Origin of the sequence: Janthinobacterium sp. P210005 (assembly GCF_036231865.1) — a bacterium.
Taxonomy (GTDB): Bacteria; Pseudomonadota; Gammaproteobacteria; order Burkholderiales; family Burkholderiaceae_D; genus Janthinobacterium; species Janthinobacterium kumbetense.
On record NZ_JAZARC010000006.1, the window covers coordinates 152,023 to 168,139 of the forward strand.

At 64.9% G+C, this 16,117-nt stretch carries 15 protein-coding genes and 1 tRNA gene; 7 read left to right on the top strand and 9 right to left on the bottom strand.

Features of this window, described 5'->3' with window-relative positions; translation table 11 throughout:
- Positions 1-119 precede the first annotated feature (119 nt).
- From pepN to VPH40_RS22650, 3 genes are all read left to right on the top strand, one after another.
- On the top strand, positions 120-2,774 hold the full coding sequence (gene pepN, locus VPH40_RS22640; protein ID WP_328574567.1) for an aminopeptidase N: 2,655 nt from the start codon (positions 120-122) through the stop codon (positions 2,772-2,774).
- Positions 2,775-2,818: 44 nt separating this feature from the next.
- A complete protein-coding gene (locus tag VPH40_RS22645) occupies positions 2,819-3,820 on the top strand; it encodes a class 1 fructose-bisphosphatase (RefSeq protein WP_328574568.1) in 1,002 nt (333 codons plus the stop codon).
- A 115-nt stretch (positions 3,821-3,935) separates the two neighbouring features.
- Positions 3,936-4,011: transfer RNA gene (locus tag VPH40_RS22650), tRNA-Thr, on the top strand.
- Positions 4,012-4,080: 69 nt separating this feature from the next.
- On the opposite strand, the gene VPH40_RS22655 is transcribed toward VPH40_RS22650, so the two are convergent.
- The 4 genes from VPH40_RS22655 to VPH40_RS22670 form a co-directional block, all read right to left on the bottom strand.
- On the bottom strand, positions 4,081-4,494 hold the full coding sequence (locus VPH40_RS22655; protein ID WP_328574569.1) for a cupin domain-containing protein: 414 nt from the start codon (positions 4,492-4,494) through the stop codon (positions 4,081-4,083).
- Between the two features lie 77 nt (positions 4,495-4,571).
- Positions 4,572-5,399, bottom strand: a complete 828-nt coding sequence (locus VPH40_RS22660) for an AraC family transcriptional regulator (protein ID WP_328574570.1) — start codon at positions 5,397-5,399, stop codon at positions 4,572-4,574.
- Positions 5,400-5,483: 84 nt separating this feature from the next.
- The gene (locus VPH40_RS22665; RefSeq protein WP_328574571.1) at positions 5,484-6,578 is read right to left on the bottom strand and encodes a porin; all 1,095 of its coding nucleotides are present in this window, start codon (positions 6,576-6,578) and stop codon (positions 5,484-5,486) included.
- Between the two features lie 4 nt (positions 6,579-6,582).
- A complete protein-coding gene (locus tag VPH40_RS22670; RefSeq protein ID WP_328574572.1) occupies positions 6,583-8,457 on the bottom strand; it encodes an amidohydrolase in 1,875 nt (624 codons plus the stop codon).
- A gap of 243 nt (positions 8,458-8,700) precedes the next feature.
- Here VPH40_RS22670 and VPH40_RS22675 point away from each other — a divergent pair, with 243 nt between their 5' ends.
- Positions 8,701-9,399, top strand: a complete 699-nt coding sequence (locus VPH40_RS22675) for a YoaK family protein (RefSeq protein WP_305053038.1) — start codon at positions 8,701-8,703, stop codon at positions 9,397-9,399.
- Between the two features lie 15 nt (positions 9,400-9,414).
- On the opposite strand, the gene VPH40_RS22680 is transcribed toward VPH40_RS22675, so the two are convergent.
- A complete protein-coding gene (locus VPH40_RS22680) occupies positions 9,415-10,047 on the bottom strand; it encodes a response regulator transcription factor (protein ID WP_099666702.1) in 633 nt (210 codons plus the stop codon).
- A gap of 209 nt (positions 10,048-10,256) precedes the next feature.
- Here VPH40_RS22680 and VPH40_RS22685 point away from each other — a divergent pair, with 209 nt between their 5' ends.
- Both VPH40_RS22685 and VPH40_RS22690 read left to right on the top strand, forming a co-directional pair.
- A complete protein-coding gene (locus VPH40_RS22685; protein WP_305053036.1) occupies positions 10,257-10,943 on the top strand; it encodes a hydrolase in 687 nt (228 codons plus the stop codon).
- A gap of 71 nt (positions 10,944-11,014) precedes the next feature.
- Positions 11,015-11,296: a XapX domain-containing protein gene (locus tag VPH40_RS22690; protein WP_099666703.1), complete on the top strand. Its 282-nt coding sequence runs from the start codon at positions 11,015-11,017 to the stop codon at positions 11,294-11,296.
- An 11-nt stretch (positions 11,297-11,307) separates the two neighbouring features.
- On the opposite strand, the gene VPH40_RS22695 is transcribed toward VPH40_RS22690, so the two are convergent.
- From VPH40_RS22695 to VPH40_RS22705, 3 genes are all read right to left on the bottom strand, one after another.
- The gene (locus VPH40_RS22695; RefSeq protein ID WP_328574573.1) at positions 11,308-11,955 is read right to left on the bottom strand and encodes a response regulator transcription factor; all 648 of its coding nucleotides are present in this window, start codon (positions 11,953-11,955) and stop codon (positions 11,308-11,310) included.
- Positions 11,956-11,963: 8 nt separating this feature from the next.
- Positions 11,964-12,707 carry a sensor histidine kinase gene (locus VPH40_RS22700; protein ID WP_328574574.1) on the bottom strand — a complete coding sequence of 248 codons (744 nt, stop codon included), beginning with the start codon at positions 12,705-12,707 and terminating at the stop codon, positions 11,964-11,966.
- 175 nt (positions 12,708-12,882) lie between these two features.
- Entirely contained in the window at positions 12,883-13,857 is a 975-nt protein-coding gene (locus tag VPH40_RS22705; RefSeq protein WP_328574575.1) for an alpha/beta fold hydrolase, read from the bottom strand.
- A 185-nt stretch (positions 13,858-14,042) separates the two neighbouring features.
- Here VPH40_RS22705 and VPH40_RS22710 point away from each other — a divergent pair, with 185 nt between their 5' ends.
- Positions 14,043-14,456: a DoxX family protein gene (locus VPH40_RS22710; RefSeq protein ID WP_328574576.1), complete on the top strand. Its 414-nt coding sequence runs from the start codon at positions 14,043-14,045 to the stop codon at positions 14,454-14,456.
- Here the strand turns inward: VPH40_RS22710 and VPH40_RS22715 are convergent.
- Positions 14,453-15,853: an aminotransferase-like domain-containing protein gene (locus tag VPH40_RS22715; protein WP_328574577.1), complete on the bottom strand. Its 1,401-nt coding sequence runs from the start codon at positions 15,851-15,853 to the stop codon at positions 14,453-14,455. The two genes, VPH40_RS22710 and VPH40_RS22715, sit on opposite strands and share 4 nt — an antisense overlap.
- Positions 15,854-16,117 lie beyond the last annotated feature (264 nt).

Here is a 16,117-nt window from a genome sequence, read left to right on the forward strand (position 1 = left end):
CAGAATGTTACCTGGCATGTCTGCGTGTAAGGGAATCCAACATTCCTGACCTGAATCGCGACTATCGGGGGCTGGTGTTGGTAAAATAGGCTTTTGCCTCCGCTCCCACCCAAATCCCTATGCGCACAGACAGCCCTCAGACGATTTACCGCAAAGATTACACGCCGCCCAGCTTTTTGGTCGACAGCGTCGAACTTGGTTTCGATCTCGATCCCGCCCGCACAGTGGTGGCGAGCCGGATTCAAATGCGCCATAACCCGGCCAGCACCAGCCGCAGCATCGAATTACACGGCGAACACATCGAACTGGTGCTGGTGCGCCTGAATGGCAAGGTATTGAAGCCGTCGCAGTACAAGCTGACGGCGGGCATGCTGACCATCCCCAAGGCCCCGGATGAGGTGACGCTCGATATCGAAACCGTGCTGGCGCCGCAGGACAATACCTCGCTGTCCGGCCTGTACGTGTCGAACCATAATTTCTTTACGCAGTGCGAGGCGGAAGGCTTCCGCCGCATCACCTTCTTCCCTGACCGCCCGGATGTGATGGCCAAGTACACGGTCATGCTGCGCGCCGACAAGGACAAGTATCCGGTGCTGTTGTCGAACGGCAACCTGATCGAAGAGGGCGACCTCGGCGATGGCCGCCATTACGCCAAGTGGGAAGACCCGTTCAAGAAGCCGTCCTACCTGTTCGCCCTGGTGGCGGCGCGCCTGGTATGCCAGGAAGAGCGCTATACCCTGAAGTCGGGCCGCGAAGTGCTGCTGCAAGTGTGGGTGGAAGACGGCAACCTGGATAAAACCGACTACGCCATGCAGTCGCTGAAAAACTCGATCCGCTGGGACGAGGAGCGTTTTGGCCTGGAACTGGACCTGGACCGCTTCATGATCGTCGCCGTGGGCGATTTCAACATGGGCGCCATGGAAAACAAGGGGCTGAACATCTTCAATACCAAGTATGTGCTGGCCAATGCGCGCGTGGCGACGGACGTCGATTACGCGGGCATCGAAGCGGTGGTGGGCCACGAATACTTCCATAACTGGACAGGCAACCGCGTGACGTGCCGCGACTGGTTCCAGCTGTCGCTGAAGGAAGGCTTGACGGTCTTCCGCGACCAGGAATTCTCGGCCGACATGATCGGCACGGACACGGGCCGCGCCGTCACGCGCATCGACCAGGTGCGCACCCTGCGCCAGGCGCAGTTCCCGGAAGACGCGGGCCCGATGGCCCATCCCGTGCGTCCAGACTCTTTCGTCGAGATCAATAACTTTTATACGGTCACCATCTACGAGAAGGGCGCCGAAGTGGTGCGCATGTACCAGACCCTGGTGGGCCGCGACGGTTTCCGCAAGGGCATGGACCTGTACTTTGAGCGCCACGATGGCCAAGCCGTGCAGTGCGACGACTTCCGCGCCGCCATGGCCGACGCGAATGGCCGCGATTTTACGCAATTCGAGCGCTGGTACAGCCAGGCGGGTACGCCTGTCGTGACGGCGTCTACGCGCTACGATGCGGCCAGCCGGACGTTCGAGCTGACCCTGGCGCAAAGCTGCCCCGCCACGCCGGGCCAGCCGAAAAAACTGCCTTTCCACATCCCCGTCACCGTCGGCTTGCTGGCCGCCGATGGTCGCGACCTGCCGCTGCACGTCGATGGCGTCGTGTCGAACGGCGCTGCCAGCGTCGTGCTGGAACTGACGCAAGCGTCGCAGACTTTCCGCTTCACGAATGTGACGGAGTTGCCCGTGCCGTCGCTGCTGCGCGACTTTTCCGCGCCCGTGGTGCTGGAATACGATTACACCGACGAGGAACTGCTGCACCTGTTCCGCCACGACAGCGACCCGGTCAACCGCTGGGAAGCGGGTCAGCGCCTGGCCATGGAGCGCCTGCTGAAACTGACCGGCGCCGTCGCCGCCGGCGAGCACCTGGCGCTGGACGACACCTTCATCGAAGCGCAACGCGCCTTGCTGGCCGACGACACGCTCGATCCCGCCTTCCGCGAGCTGGCCCTGATCCTGCCGTCGGAAACCATCATCGCCGAGCGCATGGCGCAAGTCGACCCGCAAGCGATCCACGCGGCGCGCCAGTTCATGCGCCGCACCATCGCGGCGGCCCTGAAACCTGAACTGCTGGCGCAATACCACGCCAACCAGACGCCGGGCGAGTACAGTCCCGACGCCCTGTCGGCCGGCAAGCGCGCGCTGAAAAACCTGGCCCTGTCCTATCTGCTGATCGCGCCGGGCGAGCAAGAGCTGGCCCTGGCGCAGCAGCAGTTCGACGGTGCCGGCAACATGACGGACCGCGCGGCAGCGCTGGGCGCCCTGATCCATTCGGGTTCGCCATCGCACGCGCAGGCGGCGCTGGCCAGTTTCTATGCCGACTTCGAGAACGAAGCGCTGGTGGTCGACAAGTGGTTCGCCATGCAGGCGGCCGCGCCATCGACCGATGTGCAAGCCGTGCGCCAGCTGATGACGCATCCGGCCTTCACCTTGAAAAATCCGAACCGCGCGCGCAGCCTGATCTTCAATTTCACGAACGGCAATCCGTCGCAATTCCATGCGGCTGACGGCAGCGGCTACGCCTTCTGGGCCGAGCAAGTCATCGCGCTCGACGCCCTGAACCCGCAAGTGGCAGCCCGCCTGGCACGCTCCATGGACCGCTGGCGCCGTTACGTGCCCGCACTGCAAAGCCACATGCGCGACGCGCTGGAAAAAGTCGCCGGCCAGGCCAGCTTGTCGAATGACGTGATGGAAGTCGTTTCCAAGGCATTGGCCAATTAACACCGTAAAAATTTATCAAAAAGCTATTAAAACAGAGGGATTTCATGAAACGCATCAGTCTTACGCAATACCTGGTTGAAGAGCAGCGCTCGAACAACAGCATTCCGGCCGAACTGCGCCTGCTGATCGAAGTCGTTGCGCGCGCCTGTAAAACCATCAGCCACGCCGTCAGCAAGGGCGCGCTGGGTGAGGTGCTGGGCACGGCCGACACGGAAAACGTGCAGGGCGAAGTGCAGAAAAAGCTCGACATCATCTCCAACGAGATTTTGCTGGAAGCGAATGAATGGGGCGGCCACCTGGCGGCCATGGCGTCGGAAGAGATGGAATCGATCCACCCGATCCCGAACCGCTATCCGAAGGGCGAATACATGCTGCTGTTCGACCCATTGGATGGCTCGTCGAACATCGACGTCAACGTCTCGATCGGCACCATTTTCTCGGTGCTGAAGGCACCGGAAGGCATGGGCGAGCCGACGGAGCAGGACTTCATGCAAGCCGGCAGCAAGCAAGTGGCGGCTGGCTACGCCGTGTACGGTCCGCAAACCATGCTGGTGCTGACCTTCGGCAATGGCGTGAACTGCTTCACCCTGGACCGCGAGATGGGTTCGTGGGTTCTCACGCAAAGCAATATGCAGATTCCGCCGACGACGAAGGAATTCGCCATCAATATGTCGAACGCGCGCCACTGGCATCCGCCCGTGAAACGCTATGTCGACGAACTGCTGGCCGGCGACACGGGTCCGCGCGGCACCAATTTCAATATGCGCTGGATCGCCTCGATGGTGGCCGACGTACACCGCATCCTGAACCGCGGCGGCATCTTCATGTACCCGGCCGACCTGCGCGACACGTCGATGCCCGGCAAGCTGCGCCTGATGTACGAAGCGAACCCGATGGCTTTCATCGTGGAGCAAGCCGGCGGCGCCGCCACCGATGGCCAGCAGCGCATCATGGATATCGCCCCGCACAAGCTGCACCAGCGCGTGCCCGTGTTCCTCGGCTCGAAAGACGAAGTGGCTCGCGTCACCGTCTACCACGCGGAGTAAAAGCCGCACTTTTCCACGATTTTTAGCGGCCTGCAGCCGGGCCGCTAAAAAAATGCAAAAAAGTTCGCGTTGACACTAGCAAATTTTGTGCATTGTTTGTAGAATGTGGGTCTTCGCCGTTGTAGCTCAGTTGGTAGAGCAGCACATTCGTAATGTGAAGGTCGCCAGTTCGATTCCGGCCAACGGCACCAAGTTTCATCAGAAAACCCGCTTACTTGCAAAAGTCAGCGGGTTTTTTGTTGTCTGTCACGCTACCTGGCTCAGATCCACTGATCGTTCTCCACCGTGCGCTCGCCCGCCTCGCCGTCGCCCGTGTTGACCACGCCGCGCGGCTCGATCAGCAGCAGCCTGGTTTCGGCAGGCGCGCACGGTTTATGTTCGACCCCCTTGGGCACCACCGCCATCTGGCCGGCATGCAGCACGATGGCGTGTCCTTCCGCGTAGCCGGGGCCGCGCAGGGTGATGCGCAATTGCCCTTCCAGCACGATGAAGGTTTCGTCCGTATCGGCGTGCCGGTGCCACTGGAATTCGCCCAGTACCTTGACGACCTTGAATTGGTAGTCATTCATTTCGGCGATGACGCGCGGCTGCCAGTGCCCCTCTAACAGGGCGACCTTACCCGCCAGATCGATGGACTGGCCCTGGCCGCGCGTGGTGATGGTAGTGGTGGACATGCTGTGCTCCGTTCAAGTGGCGATGCAGCCAGAATACGCATGCACTTGCGGGCCGTATTGAACGATCGTGGGTGTTTTCAGCTCTTGACGCTACCGCCGGCGAAGCGCAGCCAGCGGCCAGGCGTCAGTCCATGAGTTTTCAGGAAATGCCGTGTCATGTGGCTCTGGTCGGCGAAGCCCGCGGCCATGGCTGCCGATGCGAGCGTGGCGCCAGCCAGCAGCAGGCGGCGCACCATTTCCAGGCGCCGCATCGTCAGATAGCGGTACGGGCTGGTGCCATAGAACACGCGAAAGTCGTGCGACAGGCTCCAGCGGTCGCGTCCCGTTGCCGCTTCAAGTTCCGCCAGGGTGACGGCCTGCGTGCAGTGCGCCTGCAGGTAGTCGCGCGCGCGGCGTGCCGCCAGGAAGTCGCCTCGCAAGCGCCGAGCCGGCGTGCCGGCCACCGCCGCCAGCGCATGCGCCAGTTTTACCAGCGCCTCGCTCTGTTCCAGCGCTTCGAGCGGGTGGCCGTCGTGCGGCAGCAAGGCGGAGGTGGCGGCCGCCAGGCGGGAATCGGTCGACACGCCGCCTTCGATGAAGGGCAGCGCGCGTCCGCCCAGCACATCCTGGAACAGCGCCGGTTCGATATACAGCATGCGGTAACGGAAGCCTGCGTCGGTACCCGCCTGGCCATCGTGCGCCTCGTCTGGATGCAGGATCATGGTATTGCCGGGCAGGCTGTCGCGCTGCCCACGACGGTAGCTGAAACGCTGCACGCCCGCCAGCGTGCGGCCGATGGCGTAGGTGTCGTGGCGGTGCATGGCATAGGCCTTGCCCTTGAACCACGCCTCGATGCGTTCGACCCCTTGTACCGGTTCGGCGCACTTGACCCAGTCGCTGCGCGCTGGCGCTGATGCTCGCTTCATGATGTTTGTCCGTGGATGTCCGCCCTGGTTGCCGATTGCTGACTGTACCCGCCGCGCGCGGGGCTGTCCACGAAAACAGCCGAATCAGAAATTGTGCCGGATTCCCAGCGCCACGCCCGACATGGTGGCGCCCTTTGTTGCTGCATCGCGTCCCAGGCTGTTGATGGCAAAGTCGGCGACGCCGTTGCCGCCGTTGGCCAGGCGCGTGTAGTAGGCATACAGGCTACTGCGTTTCGACAGCTGGTAGTCATAGCCGACGGTGGCGTGGGTGGCGCCCGCACCGGCTCCCGCGCGTACGTTGCCGATGCTTTCCAGCGCGCCGCCTGTGGCGCTTTGCGCATGCGCCAGGCCGAAACGCAAGCCATGGCGGCCGAACTGGCGCGTGGCGGAAAAGTAGACCGTGCGGCGGCGCAGTTCGCCCGTGGGCGTCGCATAACGCAGGCTTTCCAGCGCCACCGCCAGCTGCGTGGCGCTGTCGACATGCCAGGCGAGGGCCAGCTTGCTGCCACGGTCGGTCAGTCCCCGTCCCTGGTAGTTGTGATGGTCTTCCTGCGCCAGGGTGGCGTACAGGGCGCCGCCGTCGTAGCTCAATGCGGCCGAGGTCAGTGCCGGATGCGCGCCGCTGGCGGGCCGCTCTTCCCCCATACCGCGCGCCACGCGCAGCGACCAGCCCTGCCACTGCGGCGTCCAGTAATGTACGCTGTTCTGCTGGCGCCGGTCGAAGGAATACGTGTTGCTGGTATGGCTTTCGCTGGCGCCGGCGCCGTTGCTCATCAGGCTCATGTAGCCGGCCGTGGTGGGGTAGAACGGGTCGAGCGCGGAAGTGGCGCTGTTGTAGGGCAGGGTCCAGTTCCCGCCAAACAGCGTGCCCCACGGGCCGGCAATGCCGACGCGCGTGTCGCGCGCGGCGATGGATCCCGCGCCCGTGTCGGGCGCCAAGGTGCCCTCGACCTGGAACAGCGCCTGCCAGCCGCCGCCCAGGTCTTCGCTGCCGCGAAAACCGAGTACCGAGCGGTTGTTGGAGACGCGCTGCACGCTGTCGCCGCTGCCTGACGAGTGCAGCGCTTCGAACGCCACGTTCAGGCGGCCGTACAGCTGCACATTTTCTTGTGCCGCGGCGGGCAGGGCCGCCGCCAGCGCCAACGCGCCGGCAGCCAGCAAAGGCAATCGCGTCAGCATGGCATCAAAACGCAAAGCAGCTGCATCCCAGCGCGCCCCAGAAGCCGGAATGGCTGGAAACAGGGACGGAACTCTTGCGCGCCACGTCGTGGGCGTGGGCGTGCACGCCGCAGGCGCCCTGGCACTGATGCTGTTGCATCACGCTGGCCGTTTGCGGCGGCGCGGCGCGGTAGTGGCCAGCCACGTTTTTCACGGGCGACCAGTCCGGCAACACAGGGATGGGAGGCGGCGCCAGTGGCGTAAATTCCGCCTGGCCGTAGACGATCTTGCCGCCGACGATGGTGAGCACGGATTCGATCGACTTGATCGCCTCTTCATCGATGCTGAAAAAGTCCGCGCTCAGCACGGCCAGGTCGGCCAGCATGCCTTCCTGGATGCGTCCCTTCTTGCCTTGCTCGCTGGAGAACCAGGCGCTGCCCGCCGTCCACAGTTCCAGCGCCGTGTCGCGCGACAGGCGCGAACCTGCGTCGTACAGGCGCAAGCCGCCCACGGTGCGCCCGGACACGAGCCAGTACAGCGCCGTCCAAGGGTTGTAGCTGGCGACCCGCGTGGCGTCCGTGCCTCCGCCCACGGGCACGCCCGAGGCAAGCATGCGTGCGATCGGCGGCGTCGCCTTGGCCGCCTCGGCGCCGTAGCGGTCGACAAAATATTCGCCCTGGAAGGCCATGCGGTGCTGGATGGCGATGCCGCCGCCCAGCGCCTTGACCCGGTCGATGTTTTTCGGCGTGATGGTTTCGCAGTGGTCGAACATCCAGTACAGGCCGTCGAACGGGATATCGCGGTTGACCTTTTCAAACACCGTCAGCATGCGGTCGATCGATTCGTCATAGGTGGCGTGCAGGCGGAAGGGCCAGCGCTTGGAGACCAGGTGGCGCACCACCTTTTCCAGTTCGTCGTCCATGCCGGGTGCCAGCTCCGGGCGCGGCTCGAGGAAATCCTCGAAGTCTGCGGCGGAAAACACCAGCATTTCGCCGGCGCCGTTATGGCGGTAATAATCGTCGCCCTGGCCCGGCGTGACCATCTGCGTCCATTTTTCAAAATCTTCCAGTTCGCGGCCCTTGTTTTGCGTGAACAGGTTGTAGGCGATGCGGATGGTCAGCTGCTCTTTTTGCGCCAGCTCGTCGACGACGGCGTAGTCTTCCGGATAATTCTGGAAGCCGCCGCCCGCGTCGATGGCGCTGGTCAGGCCGAGGCGATTGAGTTCGCGCATGAACTGGCGCGTGGAATTGACCTGCAATTCGCGCGGCAGGGTCGGGCCCTTGGCCAGGGTCGCATATAAAATCATGGCGTTCGGCCGGGCGATCAGCATGCCCGTGGGGTTGCCGGCAGCGTCGCGCACGATCTCGCCGCCGGGCGGGTTCGGCGTGTTCTTGTCGTAGCCGACCACGCGCAGGGCGGCGCGGTTCAGCAGGGCGCGGTCGTACAGGTGCAGGATGAAGACGGGGGTGTCGGGCGCGGCCGCGTTGATCTCGTCGAGGGTCGGCATGCGCTTTTCCGCGAACTGGAATTCCGTCCAGCCGCCCACCACGCGCACCCATTGCGGATTCGGCGTGCGCAGCGCCTGTTCCTTGAGCATGCGCAAGGCGTCGGTCAGCGAAGGCACGCCTTCCCAGCGCAATTCCAGGTTGTAGTTCAAGCCGCCGCGGATCAAATGCAGATGCGAGTCGTTCAGGCCGGGAATCACCGTGCGGCCACCCAGGTCGATCACGCGGCTGTCGGGCGCGCGGTGGCGCATGACGTCTTCAACGTCGCCGACGGCGAGGAATTTGCCGTCGGCGATGGCCACCGCGCTCGCTTGCGGGCAGCTCTTATCGACGGTGTGGAAGCAGCCATTGAGCAGGATCAAGGGTGCGGCGGCGGGGAGGGTGTGTTCTGGCATGGTGCAGCTCCATGGTTGCGGTGCGGGGAGGGCCGGCGTGCGCGGCGCGAAAGTCACGTCGTCCAGTGTAGCGGGCGGGCGGCGCTTGAACACGGGCCAAAAGATCAGGTGGAGCGGGCGCACTGGCCGAAGGACGGGGGCGGCGACCGGCCACATGGCTTACCATGCAGGCAGCGGCACCGGGGCGTTTTCCTGGCGCGTTTTTCGTTTTTTAGTGCATTGCACGGTATCAGGAGTCATTCGATGGATCAGCCACCACACAGCCGCTTGTTCGGCACCAGCCTGGGATTTTTAGCGGGGTATGTCGATACCCTGGGTTTCATTGCCCTGTTTGGCCTGTTTACGGCCCATGTCACGGGTAACTTCGTGCTGATCGGCGCCGCCCTGGCGGATGCATCGCGCGCGTCCATCCTGTTGAAGTTTCTCGCTTTCCCCGCCTTTATCGCCGGCGTCGCCATCACGCGCCTGATGGTGCTGGCCGTGGAGCGCCGCGCCGGCCCGTCACTGACCCTGGCGATGCTGCTGCAGTGGGCCTTGCTGGCCGGCTTCATGGTGTTTGGCTGCCTGGCTGAACCGATCGGCAAGGATGTCAGTTCCATGGCCATGGCGGCCGGCTTGCTGGGCACGGCCGCCATGGGCGTGCACAGCGCCACCAGCCGGCTGCTGCTGGCGCACCTGGCGCCCACTTCCATGATGACGGGGAACGTGACGCAGATCGTCATCGACACCGTCGACGTGCTGCGCGGCGCGGCTGATGGCGCCACCCATGCGCGCTGCGGGAAGTTCTTCTGGCCGTTGCTGGCCTTTGCCCTGGGCGCCATCGCCGCCGCCTTTGCCTACCTGGCCGTCGGCTTCGTGGCGCTGGCCGTACCCCTGATTTTGCTGGGCGCCCTGATCGTAGTGCAGCAACGCAGCGTGCGACCGGCCGTGCCGGCGGCTTGAGCGTGCTGGCGCCGCTCAGGCGTCGAGGATGCCGCGCCGCAGCGCGATGGTGACGGCGTGGGTGCGGTCCCGGGCGCCCAGCTTGGCCAGGATGGTGCTCATGTGCGCCTTGACGGTTTCTTCCTTGATCTGCAGCAAGGCGCCCGTTTCGCGGTTGGAATTGCCTTGCGCAACCTGCTTGAGCACGTCCAGTTCGCGGTTCGACAGCACGTCGCTGCAGGCATACAGCGCCAGTTCCGCCTCGATCTCGGGCGTGATGTGGCGCCGCCCCGCGTGCACGTTCTGTATCGCCGCCAGCAATTCGTGGCGCAGCGCGCTTTTCAGCACATAACCGCATGCGCCCGCGCGGATGGCGCGCAGCACCTGCGTGTCGCCCTTGTAGGTGGTCAGCACGATGATGCGCGCCTGCGGATGGCGCGCGCGGATGGCGCCGATGGCGTCGAGGCCGCTCATGCGCGGCATCTGCAAATCCATCAGCGTGACATCGGGCTGCAGCGCGTCAAATTGCTGCACCGCCTGCTGGCCATCGGTGGCCTGGCCCACCAGCGCCACGCCGGGAAAGGCACTGAGCAGGGCCGCGATGCCGTCGAGTAGCAACTGGTGGTCGTCGGCGATGAGGACGCGTATCGGCGCCGTATCGCTGCGCATGATGTTGCCTGGCAAAGAGGAGTTATCGATCAAGAGTCGTCGGAACAGGGTGAGCAAAAGGTATTTTACCGCAGCGCTTGCCGGGCTGCAGGGGGGACTCCCCAGAGGCGAGCTTCATGTCAGCCTATATTTAGATAGTGGTGCGGGCACGCGGCCAGGCATACGATGCACGGCAGTACCCACTCAACCCTCTCTGCATGGATGACATCATGACCAATCCGAAACTGGAAGTCCTCACCCCCGACAATTGCCAGATCATCTTCATCGACCAGCAGCCGCAAATGGCGTTCGGCGTGCAATCGATGGACCGGCAAGCGCTGAAAAACAATACCGTGGGCCTGGCCAAGGCCGCCAAGGTGTTCAACATCCCCACCATCATCACCACGGTGGAAACGGAAAGCTTCTCCGGCCACACCTATCCCGAACTGCTCGACGTCTTCCCCGGCCAGGATATCCTCGAGCGCAGCTCCATGAATTCGTGGGATGACCAGAAGGTGCGCGATGCGCTGGCCGCCAACGGCAAGAAGAAAGTCGTCGTGTCGGGTCTGTGGACGGAAGTGTGCAACAACAGCTTCGCCCTGTGCGCGATGCTCGAAGGCGACTACGAAATCTATATGGTGGCCGACGCCTCGGGCGGCACGTCGAAGGAAGCGCACGACTACGCCATGCAGCGCATGATCCAGGCTGGCGTGGTGCCCGTGACGTGGCAGCAGGTGCTGCTGGAATGGCAGCGCGACTGGGCGCACAAGGCAACCTATGACGCCGTCATGGCCATCGTGCGCGAACATTCGGGCGCCTACGGCATGGGCGTCGACTACGCCTACACGATGGTGCACAAGGCGCCGCAGCGCATCCATGGCGAACACGCCACCCTGGCGCCGGTGCCGGCCAAGTAAACGCCGGGTACAGTGCCATGCGCCGCGCGCCTGACCGTGCGCGGCGTTTTTTTCATCGAAAGGAATGCGCCATGAAGTTATATGTGATTTCGCTGGCGGTGGGCTTGCTGGTTGGCATTATCTACGCCGTCTTGCAGGTACGCTCGCCGGCGCCGCCCGCGATAGCCCTGATCGGCCTGCTGGGCATGCTGATTGGCGAACAGATCGTCCCCGGCGTCAAGCGCCTGATGGCGGGCGAAGCCATCACGGTGTCGTGGCTGCGCAGCGAATGCGTGCCGAAGATCAGCGGCGTGGAGGCGAAGCCAGCGCTGGCCAGGGCAGAACCGCAGCAGAAGGATGACAGCGCCGCTTGATATCCGTGGCGTCAGAACGCGCCCAGCAAGCCGCGCCGGGCGGCCACCGTGGCCGCCTCGGTACGGCTCGATACATTGAGCTTGGTCAAAATGTTGTTCACGTGAAATTTGACCGTGCCTACCTCGATGCCTGCGCTGCGCGCGATCATCTTGTTGCTCTTGCCCGCGGACAGGTGCAGCAGGATGTCGTGCTCGCGTTTCGACAGGCGGTTCGCCTCGATGCGGCCGGCCTGCTGCGCCGCCAGTTCCGGCGGCAGGTAGTGCCTGCCGGCAGCCACCTGGCCGATGCATTGTGTCAGTTGCAGGAAGCCGGAATCCTTCAGCAGGTAGCCGCGCGCGCCGGCGCGCAGGGCCCGGTGCACATTGTCCTCGCCCTGGTAGGTGGTGAGGATGATGATCTTTGCTTGCGCGTCGTCTGCGCAGATGCGCTCGATCGCCTCGACGCCATGCATTTCCGGCATGTTCAAATCCATCAGCACCACGTCGGGCCGCAGTTCGCGGTACAACTCCACGGCGGCGCGGCCCGTGCCGGCCTGCCCCAGCAGGCGCAAGCCGGGCAAGGATGCGATCAGCGAAGCCAGGCCGGCCAGGATCAGCGGGTGGTCGTCGGCGATCAGCAGAGTAGTCGGCGGATCGGCCGGGGGGATGGTCGTGTGCATGGCTGTGCTCATGGTGCTGGCAGGGTGAAGTGGAAGACGCTGCCGTGGGGTGCGCCGGGGGCATGCCACAGGCGGCCGCCATGCGCGTCGAGGATGCGGCGGCAGATGGCCAGGCCCATGCCCATGCCGTCCGGCTTGCTGGAATACAGGGCGTGGTACAGGCGGCCGGCCGCCTGCGGCGCGATGCCGGCGCCATTGTCGGCGATGCTGAAATGCTGCACGCCCCCATCCAGGCGCGAGGACAGCAGTACCGTGCGCGGCCGGCCGCTGGTGTCCTGCAGGGCTTCGATGGCGTTCATCAGCAGGTTCAGGATGACTTGCCGGAATTGCACCGGGTCGGCGTGCAGCAGTGGGCGGCCCGGCGCCAGCTGCGTTTCCAGGTGGATGGCGTGGCGTTGCAATGGCGCGCGAAGCAGCGGCAGCAGGTCTTGCACGGCGTCGTCAGCCACAAAATGATCGTGGCTGCCCGGCGCGTTGCAGGCCAGGCCATGCACGCTGCGCAGCACGGCGCTGGCATGGCTGCCGGCGCTGGCGACCAGGGCCAGCGCCGCGCGCGCCTCGTCGAGGCGGGGCGGATCGTGGTCGAGCCAGCGCAAGGCGGCATCGGCATTGAGCGCGATGGCCGCCAGCGGCTGGCGCACCTCGTGCGCGACCGATGCGGCAAATTCGCCCATGCCGTCCATCCTGCCCATGCGCTGCGCCTGCGCCAGGCCGGGGTCTTGCTGCTGAGGGAAAGAATGCGTGCTGGCCATCGCGGGACTCCTGTCGTTCGCCGCGGCTCATGCCGCGCGGCAACAAGTATGCATGGCCCGGCAGGCAAGGCAGTTATACGAATGGGGGAGGCGGGCGTTTTTTTGCGCGGCGGGGGCGCCGGCGGGGGAGATAGACACCGCCGGGCGGGCCGGCGGTGCGGGCAGCGCAGAGCGGTCAGGACTTGATAAAGGTCAACAAGTCTTCGTTCAGGCGATCCTTGTGGGTGGCTGGCAAGCCGTGCGGCGCGCCTTCATAGATGACCAGCCTGGCGTTCTTGATGAGCTTTGCCGCCGCCTTGCCGGAGGCGTCGATCGGCACGATCTGGTCGTCGCCGCCGTGCACCACCAGGGTCGGCACGGAGATTTTCTTCAGGTCGGCCGTGAAATCCGTCTCGGAAAACTGCTTGATGCAGTCATAGGCGTTCTTGATGCCGCACTGCATGCCCTGCAGCCAGAAGGTGTCGCGCATGCCTTGCGACACCTTGTTGCCGGGACGGTTGGCGCCGAAGAACGGCACCGTCAGGTCCTTGAAGAATTGCGAGCGGTCCGCCAGCACGCCGGCGCGGATGCCGTCGAAGACGGACATCGGCAAGCCGCCCGGATTGGTAGCCGACTTGACCATCTGCGGCGGCACGGCGCCCACCAGCACGGCCTTGGCCACGCGTTTTTCGCCATGGCGGCCGATATAGCGCGCCATTTCGCCGCCGCCCGTCGAATGGCCGACCAGGGTCGCGCCCTTGATGTCGAGCGCGTCGAGCAGGGTGGCCAGGTCGTCGGCGTAGGTATCCATGTCATTGCCCTGCCACGGCTGGCTGGACAGGCCGTGGCCGCGGCGGTCGTGCGCGATCACGCGGTAGCCGTGGCTGGCCAGGAACATCATCTGGTCTTCCCAGGCGTCGCCCTGCAAGGGCCAGCCGTGGCTGAAGACGACAGGCGTGCCCGTGCCCCAGTCCTTGAAGCGGATGACGGTGCCGTCCTTGACGGTGACGCTATTGACGGTGAGCTTGCCCGGCGCGGCAGCAGCGGCAGGCTTGGCGGCGGCGCTGGCGCCACCGGCGGCCAGCAGTCCTGCGCCGGCGGCCACGCCGGCGACGCTGACGAGCAGCTTGCGGCGGGAGTTGACTTCTTCGGCTTCGATTTTCTTCGACATGATGCATTTCCTTCGGGGATGGGGGAGGGGCCAGCCATGGCGTGGACCAGTGACGGCATCGGCCAGTCTAGGCCTTCGCGCGCGCCGGCGCCTCTGCCAAAAGACCAGTCGCGCCCAGGCGTCCGCCTGCCTATGATGGCTGGCAGCGGCGCGCCGCGCCACCTGGCTTTCCCACTGGAGCGATCATGAAGAAAAACTGGAGGGCGGCGCTGACGGGCCCCTTTTTACCCGATGCAGGCTTGCTGTTTGCGCGCGTGGCGGGCGCGCTGCTGGTGCTGCACGTGCACGGCTTGCCCAAGCTGCTGCATTTTTCCGAGGAACTGGCGCGCATCGACGACCCGCTGCACCTGGGCCGCGCCGTCACCCTGTACTGCGCCCTGTTCGCGGAAATCCTCTGTCCGCTGTTGGTCGCCGCCGGCCTGCTGACGCGCCTGGCCTGCCTGCCCCTGCTGTTCCTGCTGGGCGTGTCGATGCTGCTCGTGCACCCGGACTGGAGCATCGCAGACGGCCAGTTCGGCTGGCTGCTGATCATCGTCTTCGGCACCATCGCCATCGGCGGCGCGGGCAAGTATTCGCTCGATGCGCGGTTGCGCCGCTAAATGACGAATTCCCGCCGCACGGCCGGCTTGTGCGCCAGCAGCAGCGATAATTTCTTCAATGCGCTGGCCAGGCGCGCGCGGTCGCGGATGCTGCCCAGCGAGATGCGGATGGCGTTCGGCGGACGGTTGTCGTAGAAGGCGTCGGACGCCGTGACGGCCACGCCCTGGGCGCGGGCGGTGGCGGCCAGTTCGCGCGAGGTCCAGTAGCCGGGCAGCGAAAACCACACGTGGATGCCATCGCTGCGCGGGTGAGTGGCGCCCGTCAGGATGGTGCGGATGACGTCCTGGCGCGCATCGGCTTCGCTGCGTATGCCGGCCAGCAGCGCGTGCGCGGAGCCGTCGTGTATCCATTGCGTCGTCAGCGCCGTCGTCACGGGCGTGGCCATCAGGCTGAAAGAGCGCAGGGCGTCCAGGAAGCGTTCGCGCAGCTGCGTGTCGGCGATCAAGGTATAGGCCATGCGCAGGCCCGGCGCCAGGCATTTCGACAGGGTGGCGATGTAGGATACGTGGGCGGGCGCATAATGCGCCAGGGGCGGCGGCGCATCGGACGCCAGCAGCCAGTACGGGTCATCCTCGATGATGTGCATGCCGCAGCGCTGGGCCACTTGCGTGATGGCCAGGCGGCGCGCGGCCGGCATGGTGTGCGCCGTGGGGTTTTGCAGGGTGGGATTCAGATACACGAGGCGCGCGCGGTGCTTGCGGCCGGCTTTTTCCAGCGCTTCGGGCAGCATGCCATCCGCATCCGTTTCCACGACCACGGCCTTACGGTTCAGCTGCCCCGCCGCCGAGCGCAAGCCCGGATACACGGCCGGCTCCGTCAAGATGGCGTCGCCGGGCCGGCTCAGGGTCAGAATCAGCGCCGCCAGCGCCGCCTGCGCGCCGGGGCAGGCGACGACGTGTTCTCCATCGACGTTGCCGAACATGGGCGCGAGCCAGGCGGCGCCCGCCGCGCGGTCGGCCTTGCTGCCGCCGCCCAGGTGATAACTCATCAACATATCGCTGTCCGTGCGCATCAGTACCTGCGCCACGCCCTGTTTCAGCAGGTCGTCGAAATCCACGCCCACGGGCGGCGGCGGGATGTTCATGCTCAGGTCCAGCATCTGCGTCAATTCCACCTTCGGCGCCGCCACGTAGGTGCCGCGCGCGCCGTGCCCTTCCAGCAGGTTGCGGCGCTTGGCTTCGTCGTAGGCGCGCGTCACGGTCGTCAGGTCGACCTGGAACAGGGCGGCTAGGCTGCGCTGCGGCGGCAAGCGGTCGCCCGGGCGCAGGCTGCCGCCGGACAGCGCGCGCTCGAGCATGTCGGCGATCTGCAGGTAGCGCGGACCGCCGTGCTGCACGAACGGCGTGACCCACGCGCTTGCATGGTCATCTTTTTGTATGGATTTAGACGGAGGCATTTTGTCTTGATGTATGTATTTTAGTGCCTACATTATGCGTAAAATCTGCATAAAAATCCATGCATTTGTATGGGGCCGGCTTTCTCTTCTGGGCCGACCATGCATCAGGCAGCGTTACTCCCCGCCCGCCGCACCAGGCCGGCGGGGATTGTTATTTCTGGCAGGCATTTAAGTCTGGCCTTCAAGGTGTGGCAGCGCACGGTGGCGCATGGCAGGCGCGGTTAAGGTAGTGCCAACAGCTTGCTGCTGATCCACTGTTTGATA